Here is a 24912-nt window from a genome sequence, read left to right as displayed (position 1 = left end):
CGAGGCGCGTACCGTTGAACCGGAGAACAATGATGGCCCTGCACAACACCGATGATGTCCGAATCCGCGAGCTTAAGGAATTGACGCCGCCCGCGCACCTGCTGCGGGAGTTTCCCTGCGAGGAGCACGTCGCTGACCTGATCTTCAACGCTCGCCAATCGCTGCATCGGATCCTGCACGGCATGGACGACCGGCTCATCGTCGTGATTGGCCCGTGCTCGATCCACGACACGCGTGCGGCACTAGAGTACGCACAGCGCCTGGTGGAGCAGCGCAAACGCTTTGCCGGCGAATTGGAAATCGTGATGCGTGTGTACTTCGAGAAGCCGCGCACGACCGTGGGCTGGAAGGGGTTGATCAACGACCCTTACATGGACAACAGCTTCAAGATCAACGACGGATTACGTACCGCGCGCGAACTGCTGGTGCGAATCAACGCGCTCGGGCTGCCGGCCGGCACGGAGTACCTCGACATGATCAGCCCGCAATACATCGCCGATTTGATCTCGTGGGGTGCAATCGGCGCACGCACCACCGAATCGCAGGTACATCGGGAACTGGCCTCCGGATTGTCGTGCCCGGTCGGCTTCAAGAACGGCACCGACGGCAACGTGAAAATCGCGGTTGACGCGATCAAGGCCGCTTCGCAACCGCACCATTTCCTGTCGGTGACCAAGGGCGGTCATTCGGCGATCGTATCGACTGCTGGCAACGAGGACTGTCACCTCATCCTGCGCGGCGGCAAAACGCCGAACTATGATGCAGCAAGCGTCGATGCCGCGTGCTCCGCAATCGGCAAGTCGGGGCTGGCGGCGCGAGTGATGATCGATGCAAGCCATGCGAACAGCGAGAAGAAGCACGAAAACCAAATTCCGGTCTGCGCGGACATCGCTCGGCAAGTCGCCGCCGGCGACGAGCGCATTGTCGGCGTGATGGTGGAGTCCCATCTGGTCGCGGGACGCCAGGATTTGAAAGACGGCTGCGAGTTGACCTACGGTCAGAGCGTCACCGACGCCTGCATCGGCTGGGATGATAGCGTGACGGTGCTCGAAGGACTAGCCCAAGCGGTCCGGCAACGGCGGGCGACAGCGATTCATCGCAATGCAATCGACGGCGGTGGCCATTGACGGACAGCGGAACATGGCCATGCGCCGCAATGGGCTGGCGGCACCATGCCGTGACACCGGCATGAGCGGCCCCTTACGCCCGCTCATGCCGCCACAGCACCTCCGGCTGGCCCGTCTCGCCATTAAGCACGCGAGCCAGGACGAACAGCAGGTCCGACAGGCGGTTCACGTACTGCCGCAGCGCCGCATCGACGGCTTGTTCATGGCCGAGCGCGACGATCGTGCGCTCGGCTCGCCGGCAAATGGTGCGGCACAGGTGCGACAACGCAGCCGGCCGCGAGCCGCCGGGCAGAACGAACTCGCGCAGCGGTGGCAGTTGCGCATTGAAGTACTCGAGCCAGTCGTCGAGCCGCGCGACATGCTCGCCCACGATCATCACCTCGCCCGGCATGCATAGCTGCGCACCGACGTCAAACAAATCGTGCTGCACCGCGACGAGCATCTCCCGCACACGGGCCGGCAATGTTTCGGCCAGCAGCACGCCCAGCGATGAGTTCAGCTCGTCTACGTCGCCGATCGCCGCGATGCGCGTATCGTCCTTGGCCACGCGGCTCGTGTTCCCCAGGCCGGTGGTGCCGTCGTCACCTGTGCGCGTGACGATCTTGCTCAAGCGGTTTCCCATCATGGCTCCTGTAATTGACAACCGGATCGAGGGCAGTTTGCCGTGTCCGACGCGCATTATAGTGACGTGCATGCTGCCACGCGGTCTCGTCCAGCACCCTACCTCGCGATGCAAGCGGCTTGGGCAATGCGCATTGGCTTAAAATAGCAAATCAGTTGACCCGCTTGCATGCCATGCGTTCAGGAGACCACCCCGTGACTCATTCGATTGCGCGTGCCGCCGTGCGCAAGCCCTTCCCTCCATCACTGCTCGAGGCGCTCAAGGCCGCATTCGACGAACGCGTCTCGGTCGCCGAAGCCGTGCGCGCTCACCATGGGCGCGACGAGTCGATGTTCGATCCGCAGTGGCCGGATGCAGTCGTCTACGCCCGCACAACGCAGGAGGTCGCGGCCATTGTCGCACTGTGCGCGCAGTACGAGGTACCGGTGATTCCGTATGGCAACGGCTCGTCGCTCGAAGGCCATCTGCTCGCGGTACAGGGTGGTGTGACGATTGATCTGTCCGAGATGAACCGCGTGTTGTCGATCGACGCGCACGACCTGACAGCCACCGTGCAAGCCGGCGTGTCGCGCAAGGCGCTCAATGACGCGCTGCGCGACACCGGCTTGTTCTTCCCGATCGACCCCGGCGCCGACGCGAGCATCGGCGGCATGGCCGCCACGCGCGCTTCAGGCACGAACGCGGTCCGCTACGGCACGATGCGCGAAAACGTACTGGGTTTGACAGTGGTGCGAGCCGATGCACGCATCATCCACACGGGCTCGCGCGCGCGCAAATCGTCGGCCGGCTACGACCTAACACGCGTCTTCGTCGGCTCCGAAGGCACGCTCGGCGTGATCACCGAGGTCACCGTACGCCTGTACCCGTTGCCCGAAGCGATTTCCGCGGCCATGTGCGCGTTCCCGAGCATGGGCGACGCCGTGCGCACCGTGATCGAGACGATCCAGCTCGGCGTGCCGGTGGCGCGCGTGGAATTTGTCGACGCGCTCGCGATCCGTGCGATCAACCGCCACTCGAACCTGACATTGCCGCAGACGCAAACGCTGTTCTTCGAGTTCCACGGCAGCGAGACCGGCGTGCGCGAGCAGGCGCAGACGGTGCAGGACATTGCCGCGCAACATGGGGGGCAAGGCTTTGCATGGGCCACTCGCCCGGAAGAGCGCAGCCGGTTGTGGAACGCGCGGCACAGCGCATACTTTGCAATGTTGCAGCTGCGCCCCGGTTGCCGCGCGCTGACCACCGACGTGTGCGTGCCGATCTCGCGGCTGGCTGAATGCATCGAACAGACAGAGGCAGACCTGAAGCAATCGTCACTGCTGTGTCCGATCGTAGGCCACGTCGGCGACGGCAACTTCCACGTCGCGATGCTGATTGACCCCGCTAGCCCGGCCGAGATTCAGGAGGCGGAGCAGTTGAACCAGCGGCTCGTATCACGCGCGCTGCGCTTTGGCGGCACGTGCACCGGCGAGCACGGCGTCGGCCTGCACAAGATGGATTTCCTCGTCGACGAGCATGGCGCGGATGCCGTTGACACGATGCGAGCGATCAAGCATGCGCTCGATCCGCACAATCTGATGAATCCTGGCAAGATCTTTGCCTTTCACGGACCGCACTAGACACGTCGCGCGGAGCACGCTATGAACGCTTCAGTCGAACCGTCCCTAGAAGCTATCGCGGCACGACAACGCGAAGTGGTTCAGGCGCTAATGACGGTTGTGCCCACGCATTGCCTGCTGTATCGCGCCGAGGATACGGCACCGTACGAATGCGACGGGCTTGCCGCGTATCGACAGCTGCCGCTCGCGGTGGTGCTGCCCGAGACAGAATCGCAAGTGCAGCACGTGCTGCAGACATGCTACCGGCTCAACGTGCCGGTGGTGCCGCGCGGCGCCGGCACGGGTCTGTCCGGTGGTGCAATGCCGCTGCGCGATGGCATCGTGCTGTCGCTCGCGCGCCTCAAAAAGATCGTCAACATCGATCCCTACGCGCGTACCGCGACGGTCCAGCCGGGTGTACGCAATCTGGCGATCTCGGAGGCGGCCGCGCCATACGGGCTGTACTACGCGCCTGATCCATCATCGCAGATCGCCTGCACGATCGGAGGCAATGTCGCCGAGAATTCGGGCGGCGTGCATTGCTTGAAATACGGCTTGACCGTACATAACGTGCTGCGCGTGCGCGCGGTCACGATGGAGGGCGAGCTGGTCGAGTTCGGCTCACTGGGGCCGGATTGTGCAGGGCTGGACCTGTTGGCGGTATTGATCGGCAGCGAGGGCATGTTTGCCGTCGTCACGGAAGTGACGGTCCGGCTGATCCCGAAGCCGCAAGTGGCGCAGGTCATCATGGCCAGCTTTGATGACGTGGTCAAGGGCGGCGACGCGGTCGCGGCGATCATCGCGGCCGGCATCGTGCCTGCGGGCCTCGAAATGATGGACAAGCCGGCCACGCACGCGGTGGAGGAATTCGTGCAGGCCGGCTACGACCTGGACGCGCAGGCCATCCTGCTGTGCGAGTCCGACGGCACGCCCGAGGAGGTTGCCGACGAGATCGTGCGCATGACTGCGGTGCTGCGTGCGCACGGCGCGACGCGGATCCAGATCTCGCGCTCGGAGACGGAGCGGCTCAAGTTCTGGTCCGGGCGCAAGAATGCATTTCCGGCCGCGGGACGCATCTCGCCGGACTACTATTGCATGGACGGTACCGTGCCGCGGCGGGCGATCGGGCCGCTGCTCGCGCGCATCGCCGAGATGGAAAACCAATACGGGCTGCGCTGCATGAACGTCTTCCATGCGGGCGACGGCAACATGCATCCGCTGATCCTGTTCAACGGCAACGATCCCGATGAGTGGCGACGCGCCGAGGCATTCGGCACACAAATTCTGGAGGCCTGCGTGGCGTTCGGCGGCACGCTCACCGGCGAGCATGGCGTGGGCATCGCGAAGATCGATTCGATGTGCGTGCAGTTCTGTGCGCAGGAGCGCGACGCGTTCCTCGCGGTCAAGCGCGCGTTCGACCCGTCAGGGCTGCTGAATCCGGGCAAGGGCATCCCGACGCGGGCGCGCTGTGCCGAGTACGGCAGGATGCGGGTCCATCGAGGTCTGCTGCCGCATCCCGAGTTGCCCAGGTTCTGACACGATGACGCAGATGCCACACCCCTACGCGAGCCTGCGCTCGCAGGTCATGCAAGCCAGCGAGCGCGGCGTGCCGCTGCAGATCCGCGGCGGCGGCACCAAGTCGTGGTATGGCCAGCACATCGAGGGGGAAGTGCTCGATACGCGCGTGGTAAGCGGCATCATCGCCTACGATCCGGCCGAACTGGTGATCACCGCGTACTGCGGCACGCCGTTGGCCGACATCGAGGCGGCACTGGCCGAGCATCGTCAAATGCTCGCGTTCGAGCCGCCGCACTTCGGTCGTAGCGCGACAATCGGCGGTTGCATCGCCGCCGGTCTGGCTGGCCCACGCCGGGCCAGCGCGGGCGCGCCGCGCGACTTCGTGCTGGGTACGACTGTGATGAACGGACGCGGCGACGTGCTGCGCTTTGGCGGGCGCGTGATGAAGAATGTCGCCGGCTACGATATCGCGCGGCTGATGGCCGGCTCACTCGGCACGCTCGGCCTGCTGCTAGACGTGTCGTTGAAAGTGCTGCCACGCCCGAATGCGGAGTTGACGCTGAAGTTCGACATGAACGGCACCGACGCGGTACGCAAGCTCAACGAATGGGCTGGCCGACCGCTGCCGCTGACCGCCAGTGCATGGCGCAACGGCACGCTGGCGTTGCGACTGGGCGGTGCGGACAGCGCGCTCAAAAGCGCGCGCAACAGGCTCGGCGGCGAGGTGGTCGACGCGGTGGAGGCCGAGCGCTTCTGGATGGGGCTGCGCGAGCAGACCGATGCGTTCTTTCAGATGATTCCAGCCGACGCGGCGCTATGGCGCCTGTCGCTGCCATCGATCACCGAACCGCTACAGTTACCCGGTGCCCAGTTGATGGAATGGGGCGGCGCGCAGCGCTGGTGGGTCACCGATACCGATGCGCAGACGGTGCGCATGGCGGCGCGGCAGGCCGGCGGCCATGCGACGCTGTTTCGCTGCGGTTCGCGCTACAATCGTAACGTCAGTGTGTTCACCCCGCTGCCCTCGCCGCTGATGAACATTCATCGCCGCCTGAAAGCGGTATTCGACCCGGCACGCATCTTCAATCGTGGCCGGCTCTACCCGGACTTCTGACTGCTGCGATGCAGACCAATCTCGCGGACTTCATTCGCAATACACCGGACGGCAACGAGGCCAATGCCATCCTGCGCAGATGCGTGCATTGCGGTTTCTGCATGGCGACCTGCCCCACCTATCAAATCCTCGGCGACGAGTTGGACGGCCCGCGCGGGCGCATCTATTTGATCAAGCAAATGCTTGAGGGCGCACCGGTCACGCGTAGCACGCAGTTGCACCTGGACCGCTGTCTGACGTGCCGCAATTGCGAGACGACTTGTCCGTCCGGCGTGCAGTACGGGCGACTGGCGCAAATCGGGCGCAAGCTTGTCGAGCAGAAGGTGCCGCGCCGTTGGCGCTCGCGGCTCGTACGGCGCCTGCTGGCAAGCTTGCTGCCGAATGCGGCACTGTTCACGCCGGCGATGCGGCTCGGACAGCATTTGCGTGCGCTGCTACCCAAGCGGCTGCGCGACAAGGTGCCACCACGGCAACGTCCGCGCGCGTGGCCAACAGCGCGGCACCCAACCAAGATGCTAATGCTGACCGGCTGCGTGCAGCCCGGCATGATGCCCAACATCAACGTAGCGACCGCGCGCGTGCTCGACGCGCTCGGCATTGAACCGGTCGTGGCCGGCGACGCCGGCTGCTGCGGTGCCATCCGGCTGCACCTGGGGTACCACGCACAGGCGCTCGATGACGCACGCCGCAACATCGACGCATGGTGGCCCCACATCGAGCAGGGCGCCGCCGCCATCGTCATCAATGCCTCCGGATGCGGCGTAACGATCAAGGAATACGCACACCTGCTGCGCGACGATCCAGCGTACGCCCACAAGGCGGCGCACGTGGCCGGCCTGGCACAGGACCTGGCCGAGCTGCTGCCCCGCTATGAAGCCGAACTCGCGTCCCGCCTACGCCGGCGCGGCATCCATACGGTCGCCTACCACCCGCCATGCACGCTGCAGCATGGGCAGAAAATCACCGGGCGCGTCGAGCGGCTGCTCCAGGCGCTTGGCCTGGAAGTGCGTGTGCCATCCGACGCACACATTTGCTGCGGCTCGGCCGGCACGTACTCGGTGCTGCAGCCGGCGCTGTCCTACACGCTGCGCAACCAGAAGCTCGAACGCTTGTCGGCACTCGAGCCGCAGATGATCGTCTCGGCGAACGTGGGCTGCATTGCGCACCTACAAAGCGGCACGTCGACGCCGGTCGCGCATTGGATCGAACTCGTCGATCGCCTGCTGTCCGATTAAACCCTTCCCGTTCCACGTCATGCCCTCCCTCATTGCGCAACATTTGGACGAAGTCCGCCGACGTATTGCCGCGGTGGCTGCGGCCGCCGGCCGCGATCCGGCGAGCGTGCAATTGCTCGCCGTGTCCAAGACCTTTCCGGCCGACACCCTACGCGCCGCCCACGCGGCGGGCCAGCAGGCGTTCGGTGAAAACTATGTGCAGGGGGCATTGGACAAGATCGCCACCCTGCAGCCGTTGCGTGCGTCGCTCGAATGGCATTTCATCGGGCCACTGCAGTCGAACAAGACGCGGCCGGTCGCTGAGCAGTTCGACTGGGTGCATTCGGTCGACCGACTCAAGATCGCGCACCGGCTGTCCGAGCAACGGCCCGCCCACCTGCCGCCGCTCAATGTCTGCGTGCAGGTCAACGTCAGTGGCGAGGCGTCCAAGAGCGGCGTCGCGCCCGATGATGTTGCCACGCTGGCACGCGACGTGGCGGCGCTGCCCCGGCTGCGGCTGCGCGGACTGATGTCGATCCCTGAGCCCGTGTCCGGGCTGCACGCGCAGCGCGCGCCGCATCGGCGATTGCGCGAACTATTCGATGCTGTCAATGCACAAGGCCTCGGCCTCGATACACTGTCGATGGGCATGTCGGCCGATCTGGACGCGGCCATTCTCGAAGGCGCGACGATCGTGCGGGTCGGCACCGCGATTTTCGGCGCACGAACCTATCCCACTCACTGAACGGAATCCCCATGAAAATTGCATTCATCGGCGCAGGCAACATGGCCGCCGCCCTGATCGGCGGGCTGCTCAAGCGTGGCATCCCGACCGCCGACCTGTACGCCATCGACCCGTCAGCCGACGCGCGCGCGCGCTTGGCGCAACAACACTCGATACATACCGGCGACGCTGTCGACGCCTCGCTCGGCGACTACGATGCGATCGTCATCGCGGTCAAGCCTCAGGTGATGAAAACCGTGGTCGAATCGCTCGCGCCGTGGCTGCGTGCGCAGCTGATCATCAGCATTGCCGCCGGGATCCGCGCGGCAGACATCTCGCATTGGCTCAACGGCTACCCGCGCGTGGTGCGCACGATGCCCAATACCCCAGCGCTGATTGGCATGGGCGTAACCGGTCTGGCAGCGCTACACGGTGTCGATGATACCGACCGAGCGCTCGCCGAGCGGGTGCTGCGCGCGGTCGGCGAGATCGTGTGGTGCGACGATGAATCGAAAATCGATGCAGTGACGGCCATTTCCGGCAGCGGCCCGGCCTACGTGTTCTACTTCATCGAGGCCCTGCAGCGCGCCGCGCGCCAATTGGGACTCGACGATGAACAGGCGCGCGCCCTGGCGCTCGCCACGTTCACCGGTGCCGCCCAACTGGCCGCACAGTCAGGCGAGTCCGCCAGCGTGCTGCGCGAGCGCGTGACCTCGAAAGGTGGCACAACGGCCGCCGCGCTCGAGTCCTTCGAGGCCGACGGCATCGGCGCGGCGATCGTACGCGGCGCGTTGGCGGCCCACACCCGAGCGATCCAGATGGGCGGCGCGTTCGGCAAACAATGAGCAGGCGCCGCGCGCTTAGAGCCCCGTGCTTGCATAGTGCGCGGCGAGACCGGCGAACAGAATACCGCCGAGCCAGTTGTTGTGCATGAACGCCGCAAAGCACCGCATCCGGTCGCGGTCGCGGATCAACGTGTAGTGGTACGCTGCACAGCCGAGTGCGCCCGCCCATCCAGCCCAGTACGCGACGGACCAGTGCCGTGCATAGCCGATCCACGCATAAATGCCCAGCATCGCTGCGTAGCACAGCATCACGGCCAGCACGTCGAAACGGCCGAACGTCAATGCGGACGTGCGAATGCCGATCTTGATGTCATCATCGCGGTCCACCATCGCGTAGGCGGTGTCGTAGGCGAGCGACCAGAACACGTTCGCCAGCAGCATCAGCCACGCGAGCGGCGGCACATGGCCCTGGATCGCGGCGAACCCCATTGGGATCCCGAAGCCGAACGCAATGCCCAAGTAGGCCTGCGGAATCGCGAAAAAGCGCTTCATAAACGGATACGTGCCCGCCACGAACAGCGCCGCGACAGAGAGCCACTTGGTCAGCGAGTTCAGCGGCAGGATCAGCAGGAACGACACCAGCGCAAGCACGGCCGCTACCGCAAGTGCTTCCCACGGGGCAATCTGGCCCGACGTGAGAGGGCGATCCTGCGTGCGCTTCACATGCTTGTCGAAATCGCGGTCTGCGTAATCGTTGACCGCGCATCCGGCCGAGCGCATCAGAACAGTGCCAATCGCGAAGATCGCAACGATATAGGCGGGGGGATGGCCGTCTGCTGCTACCCATAACGCATTGAGCGTCGGCCACAGCAGCAGCACGCTGCCGATCGGCCTGTGCAGCCGCAGCAGGCGGAAATACAACGGCAGACGCAAGGTTAGCGTGGACATCATGCAGCACTCGGATCGAAACGTCGTGATCCGTTATTCTAGGTGAAAACGCGCGTAGGCCGCTGCTTGCTGCTTGTCGTTTGCCGCCTGCTGGTCGCGCCGCGCCGCTTCGCGTGGGCCGGGCCGCCCGGACAGCGGACCGGCGCGCAGGCCATCACCCGTAGTGATGCGCGTCGACCTTCCACAGGTGTTCGTCCACGCCGCGGGAAATTTCGGTGAACAGATCGGACGATGTCGGGTCGCCGACGTCGGCCGTTGCGATGATCGCCTGGTGGACCTGCTGGCCGTACTTGGCCAACGCATCGGCAAGTTGCCGGACGTGGTCCTTGCCATCCCTGAGTTCGAGCGGATACGGCGGCAGTGGCGATTGGCCGGCGACCTGCTGAATGCGGCCATCCGCTGTGCCGCCAAGTGCGACCAGTCGCTCGGCACTCAAGTCCGCCCATTCGACCGCTGCCGAGTGGACTTCGTCGAACAACAGGTGCAATGCGATGAATTGTGGCCCCTGGACATTCCAATGCGCCTGCTTCGCCTGCCGCTGAAGATCGATTGCCGTGATCAATGACTGTCCAAGCAAGCCGATCGATTGGCGGCGGATGTCCTCGGGCAGCGTGTTACGAGTGGGGTGAAGTGACATCATGGCCTCCGTGGAAAAAAACAGTCAGTTGACCGCGGCGGGCAATTCGAGTTTGCGCGTACCGGGTAACTCGCACGCGCGGACCGCATCGCAGATCGCATCGATCGCCGGCATCCGCGTGAAGCTCTTGCGCCATGCCAGCACCACGCGCCGGTCCGGCTGCGGCTCGGTAAACGGCACGTAGCTAAGCAGGCCATTGTCCACGCCGCTCGCATGCGCGCGTACTTCCTGCACCGAGGTGCGCGGCAGCACGGTGATGCCCACGCCGCTGGCCACCATGTGACGGATCGTCTCCAGCGAGCTGCCCTCGAACGTCTTCTGAATCCCGTCCGCGTTCTGCGAAAAGCGCATTAGCTCCGGGCACACGCCCAGCACATGGTCCCGGAAACAGTGGCCGCTGCCCAGCAGCAACATCGTTTCCTGTTTCAGGTCCTCGGCATTGATCGCATTGCGCCGCTCCCACGGGTGTCCCGCAGGAAGCGCGACCACGAACGGTTCGTCATACAGCGCACGGACCATCAAGCCGGTTTCCGGGAACGGCAGCGCCATGATCGCGACGTCGATCTCGCCTTGCTTGAGCAGTTCGATCAGCTTCAGCGTGAAGTTCTCCTGCAGCATCAGCGGCATCTGCGGCACCGTCTCGATCATCTGCTTGACCAGCGCCGGCAGCAAATACGGGCCGATCGTATAAATCACGCCGAGCCGCAGCGGCCCGACCAGCGGATCCTTGCCCTGCTTGGCGATTTCCTTGATTGCGAGCGTCTGCTCGAGCACACGTTGCGCCTGGGTGACGATCTGCTCGCCGATCGGCGTGACGCTGACCTCGCTGGTACCACGCTCGAAGATCTGAACGTTCAGTTCGTCCTCGAGCTTCTTAATCGCGACCGACAACGTCGGCTGGCTGACGAAACACGCCTCCGCCGCCCGGCCAAAATGGCGTTCCCGGGCAACGGCAACGATGTACTTGAGTTCGGTGAGCGTCATTATCGACTAATCAAGGCGATACTTTCGATAGATTTCTCTTATACGCGTTGCCGGCCCATTTGCCAAGGGGCCTTTATCCCCCTCGCCGGCATGGCCGGAAACCTGCCTTCTCACCTTCACGCCTTCAAGTACTGCTCGCGGCTGCCGAGCCAACGTGCCAAGTGCGCGGCGGCGGCCTGCGGATACTCGCCCAGCAGCCGCTCGGCCGCGCGCCGTGCCGGCTCGATCAGCCAAGCATCCTGTTCGATGTCTGCAAAGCGCAACATCGCTGCGCCGGATTGCCGCGCGCCAAGGAATTCGCCTGGGCCACGGATCTCCAGATCCCGGCGCGCGATCTCGAAACCGTCTGTGGTCTCGCGCATCGTGCGCAGTCGTTCGCGCGCCGCCAACGACAGCGGGCTGGCGTACATCAGCAGGCACACCGACGACTGGCTGCCCCGGCCGACCCGGCCGCGTAATTGGTGCAATTGCGCGAGGCCGAAGCGCTCCGCGTGCTCGATCACCATCAACGACGCATTGGGCACGTCAACGCCAACCTCGATCACCGTGGTCGCTACCAGCAAATGAATCTCATTGCGGGTAAAGCGCGCCATCACGTCGGCCTTGTCGGCTGCCGCCAGGCGACCGTGCACCAGCCCCACCTGCAGCTGCGGCAGCGCGACGACGAGTGTCTCATAGGTGTCCACGGCAGTCTGCAGTTGCAGCGCCTCGCTCTCCTCGATCAACGGGCACACCCAGTACACTTGGCGTCCAGCCAGGGCGGCCTCGCGCACGCGGGCAATCACTTCATCGCGACGCGCGTCCGATACCAGCTTGGTAAGCACCGGCGTGCGCCCCGGTGGTAACTCATCGATCGTGGACACATCCAGGTCCGCGTAGTACGTCATCGCGAGCGTGCGCGGAATCGGCGTCGCGGACATCATCAATTGATGTGGCTGGAACCCCGACACCGCGGCTTCGGCCTGCGCCTTCGCGCGCAATGCAAGCCGCTGCTCGACGCCAAAGCGGTGCTGCTCGTCCACGATCACCAAACCAAGCCGGGCGAATTTCACCGCCTCCTGGATCATCGCATGCGTGCCGACCACCAGCTGCGCGTCGCCGCTGGCCACCGCCTCCAGTGCGGCGCGCTTATCACGCGCCTTCAGGCTACCGGCCAGCCACGCAGTGCGCACACCCAGCGGCTCGAGCCAGCCGCGCAGTTTGCGCGCATGTTGTTCGGCCAGCAACTCGGTGGGGGCCATCAGCGCCGCCTGGTAGCCGGCATCAATCGCCTGCGCCGCCGCCAGCGCGGCGACCACCGTCTTGCCGCTGCCCACGTCCCCCTGCAGCAACCGCTGCATCGGATGCGCCGCGGCCAGATCCACCGCAATTTGCTCGCTGGCCCGCTGCTGCGCGCCGGTCAGTTGGAACGGCAGTGCGGCATGCAACCGCGTGACGAGCGCGTCGCGATCAGCGGCGGGACGACGCGCCATTGCCGGTGCGGCGCGCAAGCGCCGCTCGTCATGCGCGCGTTTGAGCGACAATTGCTGCGCGAGCAACTCCTCGAATTTGATCCGCAACCACGCCGGATGGGTTCGGTCCATTAGGGCGGCCTCATCCGCATCCGCACGCGGGTGATGCAGCGTGCGCACCGCATCGGCCAGCGACGGCACCCCAAGCGGGGCCAGGAACGCGTCGGCGATCCGCGGCGGCAGCAACTCCGGCAAGGGTGTGCGTTGCAGCGCGCTGTCGATCGCACGGCGCAAATACGCCTGCGATACGCCGGCCGTACTCGGATACACAGGCGTCAATGCGTCAGGCAACGGCGCATCGTCTTCGACCACTCGGTATGCCGGGTGCACCATCTCCATCCCGAAGAAGCCCCCCCGCACGTCGCCACGCACGCGCAAGCGCGCGCCAGACGCGAGTTGCCGGGTCTGGGAGCCCCAAAAGTTCAGAAACCGCAGCATCAGCGCATCGCCATGCTCGTCGCGCAGCCGTACCAGCATCTGGCGGCGTGGTCGGTAGGCGATTTCGTTGTCCACCACTTCACCCTGGACCTGCGCGGTCATGCCCGGCAGCAATTTGCCGATCGGCGTCAGCGTCGTCTCGTCCTCGTAGCGCATCGGCAAATGCAGCACCAGGTCGATGTCACGCGCCAGCCCCAGCCGAGCCAATTTATCGCTCGGCCTGCCACCCGACTTGCCGGCGGGCTTGGCCGCCGCCTTGGCGGCGGGTTTGACTGAAGTCTCGGTAGCGGGCTTGGCTGGAGCGTCGGTAGCGAGCTTGGCCGAAGCGTCGGTAGCAGGTTCAGCCAGGGCCTGGATGGTGGGCCCCGTCGCAGCCTTGTCGGTAGGCTTAGCCGAATCGTTACCAGCGGGCCGAATGGCGGGACTGCCGACAGCTTGGGCAGCCGTGTCAGCAGCGGCTTGGACCGCAGCCTTGTCGCCGACCGTGGCCGCCGGGGAGCGCTGTGCCGACGGCCCGACGGCGGCGCGCCCGGGCACGGCGGCACCGCCTGCGGCGGCATCGTCAGGCACGGCATCGGGTTCACCTGATCGCGGTAACACCGGCTGCGGATAACGGGACAAAGGCATCAGGCTATCGCAAGTACAATATCGATTTTATTGGCACGGCCCTGCATTGTGCATCAGGGTAGCGCGGTTGCGCGAGCGTGCCGTTGCGCTGCCCGTCCTATTTCATGTACACGCTGTCCGATTTCGATTTTAATCTGCCCCCGGAGCTGATCGCACAGCATGCGTTGCCCGAACGCAGCGCGAGCCGCCTGCTCGAAGTCACGCCGAGCGGCGCACTGCTGGACCACCGTTTCGGTGAACTGCCGGCTTGCATCGAGCCCGGCGACCTGCTGGTGTTCAACGACACGAAAGTGCTCAAGGCCCGCTTCGACGGGGTCAAGGCGAGCGGCGGACGCGTCGAGGTGCTGATCGAGCGCGTGACCGGTCTGCGCACCGCACTCGCGCAAATCCGTGCAAGCAAGCGCCCCGCGCCGGGTTCGACAATCCGGCTCGCAGGCGCATTCGACGTGAGCGTCGGCGAGCGCGTCGAGCCATTTCATACGCTGCATTTCCCGCACGACTGCATCGAATTGATTGACCGGTATGGGCGGTTGCCGCTACCGCCCTACATCGAGCACAGTCCCGACACGTACGACGAGGCACGCTATCAAACCGTGTTCGCGACGACGCCAGGCGCGGTCGCAGCGCCCACCGCCGGCCTGCACTTTGATGCGCCAACACTGGCTGCGCTGGATGCGCGCGGCGTGCGCCGTGCCACGTTGACGCTGCACGTGGGTGCCGGCACGTTCCAGCCGGTGCGCACCGACGACATTGCACAGCACAAGATGCACAGCGAGTGGTACCACATCCCGCCAGCACTCGTTGAAGCAATCGAAGCCACGCGAGCTGCGGGACACTCGGTGATCGCGGTCGGCACGACGTCGATGCGCGCACTAGAAGCGGCAGCCCGCGATGCCGAGCGCGATGGCCGTGAGCTGCATGCGGTCCATGCCGAAACGGACATCTTCATTACGCCCGGTTACCAGTTCCGCGTCATCGACCGGCTCGTGACGAACTTTCATTTGCCGAAGTCGACGCTGCTGATGTTGGTGTCCGCATTCGCCGGTGTCGAGCCGATCCGCCTCGCGTACCGCCACGCGATCGCGCAACGCTACCGTTTTTTCAGCTACGGCGACGCGATGCTGCTCACGCGGGCCGCGTCCGTTGCACAGCCATGACCCGACATCGCCACCCGCGCTCGCCGTCATCGCGCACCGCCCACGAGCCCGCCTTGAACCCATCATGTTGAAATTCGACCTCTTGCGCACCGATGGCCTCGCACGGCGCGGCCGACTAACGCTGAACCACGGCACGATCGACACGCCGATCTTTATGCCGGTCGGCACCTATGGCACGGTCAAGGCCATGGCGCCACGCGAGCTTGAGGACATCCGCGCACAGATCATCTTAGGCAACACGTTTCATCTATGGCTGCGTCCAGGACTCGATACGATCACCGCGCATGGCGGCTTGCATCGCTTCATGGGTTGGCAACGACCGATCCTGACCGACTCCGGCGGCTTCCAGGTATTCTCGCTCGGCGAGTTGCGCAAAATCACCGAGGACGGCGTGACGTTTGCGTCGCCGATCAACGGCGACCGGCTGTTCCTGTCGCCCGAGGTGTCAATGCAGGTGCAAAAGGTGCTGAACTCCGACATCGTGATGCAGTTCGACGAGTGCACCCCGTACGCAACCGACGGCGTGCCTACCTCGCATGATGCCGCGGCACGTTCGATGCAGATGTCGCTGCGCTGGGCTAAACGCTCGCTCGACGAATTCAGGCGCCTTGCCAATCCAAACGCACTGTTCGGCATCGTGCAGGGCGGCATGTACGAGGCACTGCGCGACGAATCGCTTGCGGGGCTGTCGGATATCGGCTTTGACGGCTACGCGATCGGCGGCCTGTCAGTCGGCGAACCGAAGGAGGACATGCTGCGCGTACTGCAACACATCGGCCCCAGGCTGCCGGTCGACAAGCCGCACTACCTGATGGGAGTCGGCACGCCGGAGGACCTGGTGGCCGGCGTGGCTGCCGGCGTCGATATGTTCGATTGCGTGATGCCCACACGCAACGCGCGCAACGGCTGGCTGTTCACGCGGTTCGGCGACTTGAAGATCCGCAACGCAATGCACCGCAACGACACGCGGCCGCTGGATGAAAGCTGCGCCTGCCATACATGCCGCCACTTTTCGCGCGCGTACCTGCACCACCTGCATCGCGTCGGTGAAATCCTCGGCGCGCAGCTGAACACGATCCACAATCTGCATTACTATTTGAACCTGATGCAGGAGATCCGCGATGCCATCGAAGCGGGAACGTTCAACGCGTTCGTGACGCGCTTTCACGCGGACCGCGCACGCGGCGTCGAATAGCGGCTCGCGCACTTAAACAAGAGCCGGACATCACAGCGCCGAATCCGGCGCTGCCCCTGGTGGCGCGATGCCGGTGCGCCCGCTTGGCGCCGATGCCGACGCCGATGCCGGTGCCAATGCGGATGCCGAGGCAGAAGCCGCGGGCACGGGCGCGGAGCGGTACTGCTCAAGCCTGCGCACTACGCCGACGATGTCAGCCGACAAGCGTTGCAGCGCACGCCGATGACCGGCCACAAGCGCATCATAGCCGGCCGTAACGGGCTCCTCGATTGTGCTGTGGCATGTCACGGGCACCCCGTCGGGCAACGCGCGCACGCTCCACGTCGCCTCCACACCGACGTGCGCGCCGGGCGCCGATTCGAAGCGCTGCACGTTGACGTGGATCCGGAACACCGGCGCAGTGGCCGGATACGGCGTGCGATAGACATCGATCGCGCCGAGTGCGTGGCTCAGTTCGTCAGACAGCGCGCGGCCCACCTCGTCAGACAACGGCGCGCTCCACCGCTCGTGCTCAAGCAGATCCACCTGGCCCGGGCCGGTCGTGACGACAAATTGAGAGCGAGCCACTTGCTGCGGCACGTCGACCGGCATCAACTCGATATAGAACCCCGCCGGTGCCGCACGCGGCGCCCCGCGTGCCGGCCCCGTCAGTGTATAAAAGCGATCGGGCACCACACTGCCACACGCGCTCGCGAGCAATGCCGCCACGCACAGGGCGACAAGAGGCGCGATGTGCGCGGGACAGCGCCGCGAAGATCGGCACGACTTCATGGTTGATCTCTCCCCTTGCCGCGCAGCAGCGATTCAGGATGACGTTCGAGATAGTCCGACAGCGCATTGAGCGACTGCAGCGTACGAGTCAGCTGTTGCAGCGCCTGCCGCACGTCGGTCTGCAGCGGCGAATCCTGTTGCAATGACGACTGTGCGCAGTGGAATGTTTGCTGCGCCGCGCTCAACGTGTCCTTGGCCTGCGGCGCAAGCTGTGTATCAAGTTGCTTGAACAGGCTGTCCGCGTTCTTCAACGTGCTGTTCAAGCGCGCGCCAATCTCGTCGAACGGCACCTTGTCAAGCTTCTTCGCAATGTCGGCCACCTGCAGTTGCAGTTCGTCCAGCGTATTGGGCACGGTCGGCAACTCGATCGGCGAGCGGCTCATGTTCACCTTGGCCGGCGGCGCATTCGGGAACAGGTCCAGCGCGACGTATAACTGGCTGGTGATCAGGTTGCCGGTGCGCAACTGAGCCCGCAGCCCCGATTTCACCAGGCTTTCGATCATCGTCGCGCGCGCTCGCGCGCCGCCGGGGCGCGCCGCTTCGCGCACGCGCGGCCCGAGACGGTCCGGGTACAACTCGATGGTCACCGGCATCCGGAACGCCTGCTTCACCGGATCGTAATCGATACCGATCGAGCGCACCTGACCCAGCACGATGCCGCGGAAATCGACCGGTGCGCCAACCGACAGGCCGCGCAGCGACTGGTTGAAGTTCAGCACGAACGGCACCGCCTCGCCGTCCGGCGTTCGCATCGCATCGGCCTCATCGCTCGCCAGGCGGAAATGGGCGTCGTTGCGCGCTTGTTCGCCCCTGGGCTCGCTCGGCGGCGATTGGAATGCAATGCCGCCAATCACCACGGCTGCCAGCGATTGCGTATTGAGCTTGAAGCCGCCCGAATCGAGCCGCAGGTCGACGCCGCTCGCATGCCACCAGCGCGTGTTCTTACCGACGTACTGATCATAGGGCGCATTAACGAATACTTGCATCGTCACGCCGGTGCCGTTCGGGTCGAGACTGTAGCCCACTACCTGCCCGACCTGCACGCGCCGATAGAACACCGGCGAGCCGATGTCGACCGATCCCAGGTTGTCACCGTGCAGCACGAATTGGTGCCCGCTCTGATCGCGCGTGACCGGCGGCGGCTGTTCGAGTCCGACGAACTGCTTGCGCGTTTCCCGCGAACGGCCGGCGTCCACACCAATATAGGCGCCCGAGAGCAGCGTGCTTAGTCCCGATACACCGCTGGCCGCCACGCGCGGCCGTACGACCCAGAAGCGCGTGTCGGCGACGGCAAAGTCCTCGGCCTGCTTGGTCAACTCGACGGTCACGAGCACGGTGGCTAGATCCTTGGACAGCGTGATGGTCTTCACAGCGCCGATCGCCACATCCTTGTATTTGACCTGTGTCTTGCCCGGCTCAAGCCCTTCGGCCGTCTTGAACGTGATGGTGATTGTCGGCCCGCGCTCCAGCACCGTCTTCACGAACAGCGACACGCCGACCAGCGCGGCGATCAGCGGAATCACCCAGACCAGCGACGGCAACCAGCGGCTCCTGCGCTGCACAACCGGCTCGGGCAGATGCGGCGGCACGCGACCGCCAGCCGCCCCAACGGGGTCGCCCGGCCCCGCCTCTGGCGAGCCGGTCCCGGTGGTGTTGTTTTTGTTATTCATGTTCCTTTCCTGACGATTCGATGTTGTCCCAGATCAAGCGGGGATCGAACTGCATCGAGGCGATCATCGTGAGTACGACGACTACGCCGAACGCAACCGCACCGGGTCCGGCGGTAATTTCCGCGAGCGAGCGAAAGCGCACCAGCGCGACAGTCAGCGTGATGACAAAGATATCCAGCATCGACCAGCGACCGATCGCCTCGATGCCGCGATACAACCGCGTGCGCTGCAACGGCCGCCATCTCGAACCGGTTTGGGCCGTGATGGCCAGCAGCGTCAGCACAGCGAGCTTGAGCATCGGCACGAGGATGCTCGCCACGAATACGATCACGGCCAGCGGCCAGTCGCCAGAGGTCCAGAAATAGACGACGCCGGACATGATCGTATCGTCCTGCGAGCCGAGCAACGACGACGTATGCATCACCGGTAGCAAGTTCGCCGGCACGTACATAATCGCCGCGGCAATCAAGAACGCGTACGTGCGCGCAATCGAATCCGGTTTGCGCACGTGCAGCGTCGCGCCGCAACGCGCACAGCACTGCCGTTCGCCGGTGCGCACCAACGGCGACACCAGCCCGCACGCATGGCACGCTACCAGGCCAGCGCGCTGCGCGCTCGGATAGCTCGTGCGCGGCGCGCTCATGAATGCCTCGTCGCGCGACTGCACGTGGTGACGCCTTCGTCGAGTCGGTCCGCGACGTCCCATAGCACGCGGGGATCGAACGTCACCACCGAGGCGATCATCAGCGTCAGCGCGCCGAACGCGAACAGCGCCGCTTCCGGGCGCATCTCCGCCAGGCTCGACAGCTTGACCAACGCGACGAGAACGCCGAGCATGAATACCTCGATCATGCCCCACGGCCGGATCCACTGGATCATCCGCAACAACTCGTCGAACGCATACGGGCGAATGCCGGCGCGCAACGAGAACAGCAAGTAGAGTAGCGCACACAATTCGGCGAGTGGAAATAGCGTCGTGGAGCACAACACGAGCATCGCAATCACCTGGCTGTTTTCGGCCCACAGCGCGGCAATCGCGGCGGCCAGCGTAGTCTGGGTGGCGATCCCGTTGGTCTCCAACTGCACGATCGGCGCGGCCTGCGCGATCACGAACGTGATCAGTGCGGCAAGCGTCATCGCGGTTACCCGGTCCAGCCGCTCGGACAGGCCACGATACAGCACTGCGCCACAACGAGCGCAGCGCGCCACTGTGCCCGAATGCAGCGCGCGCTTGTAATGCAGCGCGTCGCACTGGTGACACGCAATCAGCTCGGTAGGGTCCATACGGGTTCGACGGTTCCGGTAAGCGCCATGCGGCGGTCCCCATCTTAGCAAAGCATGGCGCCGGCGTTGCCTCGTTTAACAGAGGGATGGATTCGAGCGAAATACTACTGCATTGTTTCCTATCAGGAGAGGCTGACTTTCGCGCCGTCCGCTGACGTTGCACGGCGTCACCAAGCCGCTGAAGCTGACGCTAGACTCGTTCCAATGCAAGCAGCATCTGATGCTCAAACGCTGGTGGTGCGGCGCCGATGCCAAAGCCAGCTTCAACCGCGCTGACTTCGGGCTGGGCTATGGCAAGTCCTACGGCTTCAACATGCAGACCACGCTCCAGATCCAGGTCGAAGGCATCAAACAATAGTGAACGCGACCGGTTGAAATCCGACGACCTTACCGCTAAGGTGGCGTGCACGCAGGCACCGGCGCCAGGTAATTCATTGTGCGTGCAACGATTAGGCGACGGCATTCGTCAACACAGTCCATAGGATAAGGAACTCGCATGGGTGCATCTGTCTCGTCGTCCTCCGTCGCCCCGGCCGTGCGGCCGAAGGTCTGGCGCGCAGTGGCCGCCGCCTCGATCGGCAACGCGCTCGAATGGTTCGATTTGGTCGCCTACGGCTTCTTTGCGGTTGTCATCTCCCGGCAATTCTTCCCGGCCGGCAACGACACGATATCGTTGCTGCTCACTTTGGGCACGTTCGGCGTATCGTTCTTCATGCGGCCGCTGGGCGCCATCGTGCTCGGTGCTTATGCGGACCGCGCCGGCCGCCGGGCCGCGCTGTCGCTGTCGATCTTGCTGATGATGGTCGGCACGCTGATCATCGCCGTGCTGCCCACCTACGCGACCATCGGCCTGGCCGCGCCGCTAATCCTAGTCATCGCGCGATTGCTGCAAGGCTTTTCCGCCGGCGGCGAGTTTGGCAGCGCCACCGCGTTCCTGGCTGAGCACATGCCGCAGCGCCGCGGCTTTCTCTCCAGTTGGCAAGTCGCCAGCCAGGGGCTCACGACGCTGCTCGCAGCCAGCTTCGGCGTCGTGCTCAATGGCAACCTGTCGCCCGCGCAAATGGATGCATGGGGCTGGCGGATCCCGTTTTTCTTCGGACTGTTGATTGGGCCGGTCGCATGGTATATCCGCAAGCGCGTCGATGAGACGCCCGAGTTCGTCGCAGCCGAGACGTCGAGCAAAACCACGTTGACACCCGTGCGCGATACGCTCGCGACGCAGAAGGAGCGTTTGCTGATCGCCATCGGTGTGGTGATTCTGGCCACCGTGTCCACGTATGTCGTGCTGTTCATGCCGACCTTTGCGGTGAAGCAGCTCGGCCTGCCGGCATCGGCGTCGTTCGCCGCGATCCTGTTGACCGGCATGATCCAGCTGGTCGTGTCGCCATTGGTGGGCCACTGGTCCGACCGGCACGGCCGCACCGGTATCATGCTCGCGTCGGCGATCGCGATCCTCGTGCTGATCTACCCTGCGTTTGCGACGCTGGTCTCGCATCCGACCTTGGCGACGCTGCTGGTCGTGCAGATCATCTTCGGCTTTCTGATGAGCGGCTATTTCGCAACGCTGCCCGGGTTGCTCTCGGAGATTTTCCCGGTCAGTATCCGCACGACCGGGCTGTCGTTGTCGTACAACATTGCCGTGACGATCTTCGGCGGCTTTGCACCGTTCATCATCTCTTGGTTGATCGCATCGACCGGCACTAAGGTGGCGCCTGGCTTCTACATGATCTTCGCGGCGGCGATTAGCATCGTTGCGCTGTTCGCGGTGCGCTTGCGGCTCGCGGTGCGCTAAACGCGCGAGCCGGTTGTAGCGGCCGCAGTGGTTGTAGCGCCGTAGCAATTGGCCGGTCCCGGTCATCACGGACCGGCCAACACGCCGCAGCGCGGCGAGCGCGGCTACACCTGCGCGCCGGCGTTCGGATCGTTCGAATCGTACCCCGACTTCTTTTCCTTGATCAGGTCTTCGCGCTTGACCCCGAGCCACATCGCCAGCGCCGCTGCGACGAACACCGACGAATAGATACCGAACAAGATACCGATGGTCAGCGCCAACGCGAAATAGTGCAGCGTCAGGCCGCCGAACAAGAGCATCGATAACACCATCATCTGCGTCGAGCCGTGCGTGATGATCGTGCGCGACATCGTGCTCGTGATCGCATGATTGATGACCTCGGTGACCGTCATCTTGCGCTCGCGCCGGAACGTCTCGCGAATCCGATCGAAAATGACCACGGACTCGTTGACCGAATAGCCGAGCACCGCGAGCACCGCGGCCAACACCGACAGCGAGAACTCCCACTGGAAGAACGCAAAGAAACCCAGGATGATCACGACGTCGTGCAGATTCGCGATGATCCCGGCGATCGCATATTTCCATTCGAAGCGGAACGACAGGTAAATCACGATGCCCACGACCACGCACGCGAGCGCAAGCAACCCGTCGGTCGCAAGCTCCTTGCCCACCTGCGGCCCGACGAACTCCACGCGTTGCAGCTTGATCTGCGCATCAAGCCCGTTCAGCGCAGCCATCACCTGGTCGCTTTGCTGCGCCGACGACAGCCCCCCCTTCAACGGCAGCCGGATCAGCACATCACGCGACGTGCCAAAGGTCTGTACCTGCGCATCGGCATAGCCGATCTTGTCCAGCGCGCCGCGAATCGGGTCAACTTGCGCGGCTTGCGGCGTGTGGATTTCTAGCACGGTGCCGCCGGTAAATTCGACGGACAAATGCAGACCGCGATGCAGCAGAAAGAACACCGCGAGAAGGAACGTCACGAGCGAGATCACGTTGAAGATCAACGCCCGCTGCATAAACGGAATGTCTTTGCGAATCCGGAAAAATTCCATGAGGGTCTCCGAGCGTGGTCAGCGGGACTGGCCCGGCTTGACCGGCGCATCACGTTGCGGTGTGCGTTCCGACAGGGGCGCATCGCCGGGCCGCGGCGCCGCTGGCGCATTGCGCCGCGCCGCGCGTTTGGGTCCCGTGCGCTTGGCGCCCGGGGTGCGTGGCAGCGCCTGCGCCGCGCCGGACGCCCCCTGCTGAGCAAGCTCGGCGTACGCGACCGGCGCGCCTTCCGGACGCCATACCTGGCCAATGGCCAGCGACTTGAGCTTCTTCTTGCCGCCGTACCACAAGTTCACCAGCCCACGTGCGAAGAACACTGCGGAGAACATCGATGTCAGGATGCCGATACAGTGCACAACCGCAAAGCCGCGCACCGGCCCGGAGCCGAACGCGAGCAGCGCCAGCCCGGCGATCAGCGTCGTGACGTTCGAATCCAGGATCGTCGCCCATGCATGCGAGAAGCCATTCTGGATCGCCAGTTGCGGCGGCGCGCCGCGACGCAGCTCTTCGCGAATGCGCTCGTTGATCAGCACGTTCGCGTCGATCGCCATGCCCAGTGCCAGCGCGATCGCCGCGATGCCGGGCAATGTCAGCGTCGCCTGCATCATCGACAGCACCGCGACGAGCAGCAACAGGTTCACCGACAACGCAATCACCGAGATCAGTCCGAACAGCATGTAGTACGCGATCATGAACACCGCGATCGCGGCAAACCCGTACTGCACCGAGTCGAAACCTTTTCTAATGTTGTCCGCGCCCAGGCTTGGTCCAATCGTGCGTTCTTCGATGATCTCCATCGGCGCGGCCAACGAACCAGCGCGCAACAACAGCGCGAGATCGGTCGCCGCCTGGGGCGTCGGCTGGCCGGTGATCTGGAAGTTTTCGCCAAGCTCGGACTGGATCGTCGCCACCGTCAGCACCTCGCCCTTGTTCTTCTCGAACAACACGATCGCCATTGGCTTGCCGATGTTGTCGCGCGACACGTCGCGCAGCACCCGTCCGCCGCGCGCATCGAGGCGGATCTTCACTGCCGGACGCTGGTGCTCGTCGAAACCGGCCGATGCGTCGGTGATCCGGTCGCCGGTGAAGATCACTTGTTTCTTTAGGTACACCGGCGCGCCGTTGCCCTGTGTGAACAGGTCATCACCAGCCGGCGCCGGATCGTTGATGTTGCGCACCAGATTCTGGTAATCGGCCATGCGGGCCTCGAGCGTCGCGGTCCGCCCGATGATGTCCTTGGCCTTTGCGGTGTCCTGCACGCCGGGCAGTTCGACGACGATCCGGTCCACGCCCTGTTGCTGTACGATCGGTTCCGCGACGCCGAGTTCGTTGACTCGGTTGTGCAGCGTTGTGATGTTTTGCTTTAGCGCGCTGTCCAGCACCGTTTTTTGCGCGGCCGGGGTGAACGCGCCCACGACCTGGTAGCCGCCGGCGGCCGGCTGCACCTGCCAAGTCAACTCGGTGACGTTGTCCGACAGCAGCTGGCGCGCGCGGTTCGCGACGTCCTGATCGACGAAGTTGACTACCACTGTCTGGCCGACGCGGTTCACGCCGCCATCGCGGATCGACTTGTCGCGCAGCAGCGTACGCGCATCAGCTGCGTCCGAATCGAGCTTTTTGTTCAGCGCGCCGGCCAGGTCCACCTGCAACAGGAAGTGCACGCCGCCGCGCAAGTCCAGGCCCAGGTACATCGGCAGCGCGTGCAGCGACGCTAGCCAGCGCGGCGAGGCCGATTGCAGGTTCAGCGCGACGATGTAGGTCGGATCCGCCGGATCGGCATTGAGCGCCTTTTGCAGCAGGTCCTTCACGCGCAGTTGCGTGTCGGTGTCCTTCAGCCGTACGCGGATAGTCGCGTTCTGACTCGTGTTGTCAAACGTCACATCGCCCGCCTGCACACCGTTCGCGGCGAGCGTCGACTCGACAGTATTGAGCACCGACGAGTCCAGCTTGACCGTCGCCTTGCCGCTGGACACCTGCACCGCCGGCGCTTCGCCGAAGAAGTTGGGCAGCGTGTACAGCAAGCCGATGGCAAGCGCCACCAGCATCACGACGTATTTCCAGAGGGGATAGCGATTCATGGAATGACCGGACAGAGGAATTCTGGCGCGACGCTCACCGGGCTGTGTCCGCTTCGGCGCGCGGTCGG

The 24912-nt window shown here is 64.5% G+C and carries 21 protein-coding genes and 1 pseudogene; 11 read left to right on the top strand and 11 right to left on the bottom strand.

All coding sequences use genetic code 11. The features are described from left to right. The first annotated feature begins 32 nt into the window (after positions 1–32). Complete coding sequence (gene aroG / locus B0O95_RS09520) at positions 33–1127, top strand: 3-deoxy-7-phosphoheptulonate synthase AroG (protein ID WP_104077724.1); 1095 nt, start codon at positions 33–35, stop codon at positions 1125–1127. Between the two features lie 73 nt (positions 1128–1200). Here aroG and B0O95_RS09515 read toward each other — a convergent pair whose 3' ends face one another. Then, on the bottom strand, positions 1201–1749 hold the full coding sequence (locus B0O95_RS09515) for a cob(I)yrinic acid a,c-diamide adenosyltransferase (RefSeq protein ID WP_104077680.1): 549 nt from the start codon (positions 1747–1749) through the stop codon (positions 1201–1203). Between the two features lie 173 nt (positions 1750–1922). Between B0O95_RS09515 and B0O95_RS09510 the strand changes: the two genes are divergently transcribed. Genes B0O95_RS09510 through proC form a run of 6 tightly spaced genes read left to right on the top strand, consistent with a single transcriptional unit; the run spans position 1923 to position 8759 of the window. Beyond that, the gene (locus B0O95_RS09510) at positions 1923–3365 is read left to right on the top strand and encodes an FAD-binding oxidoreductase (protein WP_104077723.1); all 1443 of its coding nucleotides are present in this window, start codon (positions 1923–1925) and stop codon (positions 3363–3365) included. Positions 3366–3386: 21 nt separating this feature from the next. Beyond that, complete coding sequence (locus B0O95_RS09505) at positions 3387–4880, top strand: FAD-linked oxidase C-terminal domain-containing protein (RefSeq protein ID WP_104077679.1); 1494 nt, start codon at positions 3387–3389, stop codon at positions 4878–4880. A 13-nt stretch (positions 4881–4893) separates the two neighbouring features. Next, positions 4894–5976 carry a glycolate oxidase subunit GlcE gene (glcE, locus tag B0O95_RS09500; RefSeq protein ID WP_104077722.1) on the top strand — a complete coding sequence of 361 codons (1083 nt, stop codon included), beginning with the start codon at positions 4894–4896 and terminating at the stop codon, positions 5974–5976. 8 nt (positions 5977–5984) lie between these two features. Further along, a complete protein-coding gene (gene glcF, locus B0O95_RS09495) occupies positions 5985–7211 on the top strand; it encodes a glycolate oxidase subunit GlcF (protein WP_104077678.1) in 1227 nt (408 codons plus the stop codon). Between the two features lie 19 nt (positions 7212–7230). Continuing rightward, entirely contained in the window at positions 7231–7935 is a 705-nt protein-coding gene (locus B0O95_RS09490; protein ID WP_104077677.1) for a YggS family pyridoxal phosphate-dependent enzyme, read from the top strand. A gap of 11 nt (positions 7936–7946) precedes the next feature. Continuing rightward, positions 7947–8759 (top strand): pyrroline-5-carboxylate reductase, encoded by an 813-nt coding sequence (gene proC / locus B0O95_RS09485; RefSeq protein WP_104077676.1) that lies wholly within the window; start codon positions 7947–7949, stop codon positions 8757–8759. 15 nt (positions 8760–8774) lie between these two features. Here proC and ubiA read toward each other — a convergent pair whose 3' ends face one another. The 4 genes from ubiA to recG all read right to left on the bottom strand — a co-directional run bounded on the left by ubiA (position 8775) and on the right by recG (position 13844). After that, positions 8775–9647 (bottom strand): 4-hydroxybenzoate octaprenyltransferase, encoded by an 873-nt coding sequence (gene ubiA, locus B0O95_RS09480; protein ID WP_104077721.1) that lies wholly within the window; start codon positions 9645–9647, stop codon positions 8775–8777. Between the two features lie 154 nt (positions 9648–9801). Continuing rightward, a complete protein-coding gene (dps, locus tag B0O95_RS09475) occupies positions 9802–10284 on the bottom strand; it encodes a DNA starvation/stationary phase protection protein Dps (protein WP_104077720.1) in 483 nt (160 codons plus the stop codon). Positions 10285–10308: 24 nt separating this feature from the next. After that, complete coding sequence (locus B0O95_RS09470) at positions 10309–11268, bottom strand: hydrogen peroxide-inducible genes activator (protein ID WP_104077675.1); 960 nt, start codon at positions 11266–11268, stop codon at positions 10309–10311. Between the two features lie 116 nt (positions 11269–11384). After that, entirely contained in the window at positions 11385–13844 is a 2460-nt protein-coding gene (gene recG / locus B0O95_RS09465) for an ATP-dependent DNA helicase RecG (protein WP_199180484.1), read from the bottom strand. A 104-nt stretch (positions 13845–13948) separates the two neighbouring features. Here recG and queA point away from each other — a divergent pair, with 104 nt between their 5' ends. Together queA and tgt are read left to right on the top strand one after the other, a co-directional pair. Next, positions 13949–15001, top strand: coding sequence for a tRNA preQ1(34) S-adenosylmethionine ribosyltransferase-isomerase QueA (gene queA / locus B0O95_RS09460; RefSeq protein ID WP_104077674.1), 1053 nt, complete (start codon positions 13949–13951; stop codon positions 14999–15001). 64 nt (positions 15002–15065) lie between these two features. Beyond that, positions 15066–16196 carry a tRNA guanosine(34) transglycosylase Tgt gene (gene tgt / locus B0O95_RS09455; protein ID WP_104077673.1) on the top strand — a complete coding sequence of 377 codons (1131 nt, stop codon included), beginning with the start codon at positions 15066–15068 and terminating at the stop codon, positions 16194–16196. Positions 16197–16226: 30 nt separating this feature from the next. On the opposite strand, the gene B0O95_RS09450 is transcribed toward tgt, so the two are convergent. The 4 genes from B0O95_RS09450 to B0O95_RS09435 are packed head-to-tail and all read right to left on the bottom strand — an operon-like array spanning position 16227 to position 19921. Further along, positions 16227–16967 carry a PqiC family protein gene (locus tag B0O95_RS09450; RefSeq protein ID WP_104077672.1) on the bottom strand — a complete coding sequence of 247 codons (741 nt, stop codon included), beginning with the start codon at positions 16965–16967 and terminating at the stop codon, positions 16227–16229. Then, positions 16964–18637, bottom strand: a complete 1674-nt coding sequence (locus B0O95_RS09445) for a PqiB family protein (RefSeq protein WP_104077671.1) — start codon at positions 18635–18637, stop codon at positions 16964–16966. Before B0O95_RS09445 ends, B0O95_RS09450 begins: the two co-directional genes overlap by 4 nt. Further along, positions 18630–19280: a paraquat-inducible protein A gene (locus tag B0O95_RS09440; protein WP_104077718.1), complete on the bottom strand. Its 651-nt coding sequence runs from the start codon at positions 19278–19280 to the stop codon at positions 18630–18632. The genes B0O95_RS09445 and B0O95_RS09440 overlap by 8 nt, the downstream gene beginning before the upstream one ends. Beyond that, entirely contained in the window at positions 19277–19921 is a 645-nt protein-coding gene (locus B0O95_RS09435) for a paraquat-inducible protein A (protein ID WP_104077670.1), read from the bottom strand. Before B0O95_RS09435 ends, B0O95_RS09440 begins: the two co-directional genes overlap by 4 nt. A gap of 151 nt (positions 19922–20072) precedes the next feature. Between B0O95_RS09435 and B0O95_RS09430 the strand changes: the two are divergent. Together B0O95_RS09430 and B0O95_RS09425 are read left to right on the top strand one after the other, a co-directional pair. Further along, positions 20073–20279, top strand: a pseudogene (locus B0O95_RS09430) (YceI family protein); the annotation flags it as partial. Positions 20280–20417: 138 nt separating this feature from the next. Continuing rightward, positions 20418–21713: an MFS transporter gene (locus B0O95_RS09425; RefSeq protein ID WP_104077668.1), complete on the top strand. Its 1296-nt coding sequence runs from the start codon at positions 20418–20420 to the stop codon at positions 21711–21713. Between the two features lie 104 nt (positions 21714–21817). On the opposite strand, the gene secF is transcribed toward B0O95_RS09425, so the two are convergent. Both secF and secD read right to left on the bottom strand, forming a co-directional pair. After that, the gene (gene secF / locus B0O95_RS09420) at positions 21818–22768 is read right to left on the bottom strand and encodes a protein translocase subunit SecF (RefSeq protein ID WP_104077667.1); all 951 of its coding nucleotides are present in this window, start codon (positions 22766–22768) and stop codon (positions 21818–21820) included. A gap of 18 nt (positions 22769–22786) precedes the next feature. Beyond that, entirely contained in the window at positions 22787–24844 is a 2058-nt protein-coding gene (gene secD, locus B0O95_RS09415) for a protein translocase subunit SecD (protein ID WP_104077666.1), read from the bottom strand. Positions 24845–24912 lie beyond the last annotated feature (68 nt).

Source organism: Mycetohabitans endofungorum (genome assembly GCF_002927045.1).
Lineage (GTDB): Bacteria > Pseudomonadota > Gammaproteobacteria > Burkholderiales > Burkholderiaceae > Mycetohabitans > Mycetohabitans endofungorum.
Note: the sequence above shows the minus strand (reverse complement) of the source record. Positions and strands in the feature narration are given on the sequence as shown.

Bases quoted from the DNA above. Each gene is read 5' to 3' on its own strand.
- B0O95_RS09470 (WP_104077675.1), bottom strand. From the start codon at position 11,268: ATGACGCTCACCGAACTCAAGTACATCGTTGCCGTTGCCCGGGAACGC.
- B0O95_RS09505 (WP_104077679.1), top strand. From the start codon at position 3,387: ATGAACGCTTCAGTCGAACCGTCCCTAGAAGCTATCGCGGCACGACAA.
- B0O95_RS09435 (WP_104077670.1), bottom strand. From the start codon at position 19,921: ATGGACCCTACCGAGCTGATTGCGTGTCACCAGTGCGACGCGCTGCAT.
- proC (WP_104077676.1), top strand. From the start codon at position 7,947: ATGAAAATTGCATTCATCGGCGCAGGCAACATGGCCGCCGCCCTGATC.
- B0O95_RS09510 (WP_104077723.1), top strand. From the start codon at position 1,923: ATGCGTTCAGGAGACCACCCCGTGACTCATTCGATTGCGCGTGCCGCC.
- dps (WP_104077720.1), bottom strand. From the start codon at position 10,284: ATGTCACTTCACCCCACTCGTAACACGCTGCCCGAGGACATCCGCCGC.
- recG (WP_199180484.1), bottom strand. From the start codon at position 13,844: ATGCCTTTGTCCCGTTATCCGCAGCCGGTGTTACCGCGATCAGGTGAA.
- ubiA (WP_104077721.1), bottom strand. From the start codon at position 9,647: ATGTCCACGCTAACCTTGCGTCTGCCGTTGTATTTCCGCCTGCTGCGG.
- B0O95_RS09490 (WP_104077677.1), top strand. From the start codon at position 7,231: ATGCCCTCCCTCATTGCGCAACATTTGGACGAAGTCCGCCGACGTATT.
- secF (WP_104077667.1), bottom strand. From the start codon at position 22,768: ATGGAATTTTTCCGGATTCGCAAAGACATTCCGTTTATGCAGCGGGCG.
- B0O95_RS09445 (WP_104077671.1), bottom strand. From the start codon at position 18,637: ATGAATAACAAAAACAACACCACCGGGACCGGCTCGCCAGAGGCGGGG.
- tgt (WP_104077673.1), top strand. From the start codon at position 15,066: ATGTTGAAATTCGACCTCTTGCGCACCGATGGCCTCGCACGGCGCGGC.
- aroG (WP_104077724.1), top strand. From the start codon at position 33: ATGGCCCTGCACAACACCGATGATGTCCGAATCCGCGAGCTTAAGGAA.
- B0O95_RS09450 (WP_104077672.1), bottom strand. From the start codon at position 16,967: ATGAAGTCGTGCCGATCTTCGCGGCGCTGTCCCGCGCACATCGCGCCT.
- B0O95_RS09425 (WP_104077668.1), top strand. From the start codon at position 20,418: ATGGGTGCATCTGTCTCGTCGTCCTCCGTCGCCCCGGCCGTGCGGCCG.
- queA (WP_104077674.1), top strand. From the start codon at position 13,949: ATGTACACGCTGTCCGATTTCGATTTTAATCTGCCCCCGGAGCTGATC.
- glcF (WP_104077678.1), top strand. From the start codon at position 5,985: ATGCAGACCAATCTCGCGGACTTCATTCGCAATACACCGGACGGCAAC.
- glcE (WP_104077722.1), top strand. From the start codon at position 4,894: ATGCCACACCCCTACGCGAGCCTGCGCTCGCAGGTCATGCAAGCCAGC.
- secD (WP_104077666.1), bottom strand. From the start codon at position 24,844: ATGAATCGCTATCCCCTCTGGAAATACGTCGTGATGCTGGTGGCGCTT.
- B0O95_RS09440 (WP_104077718.1), bottom strand. From the start codon at position 19,280: ATGAGCGCGCCGCGCACGAGCTATCCGAGCGCGCAGCGCGCTGGCCTG.
- B0O95_RS09515 (WP_104077680.1), bottom strand. From the start codon at position 1,749: ATGGGAAACCGCTTGAGCAAGATCGTCACGCGCACAGGTGACGACGGC.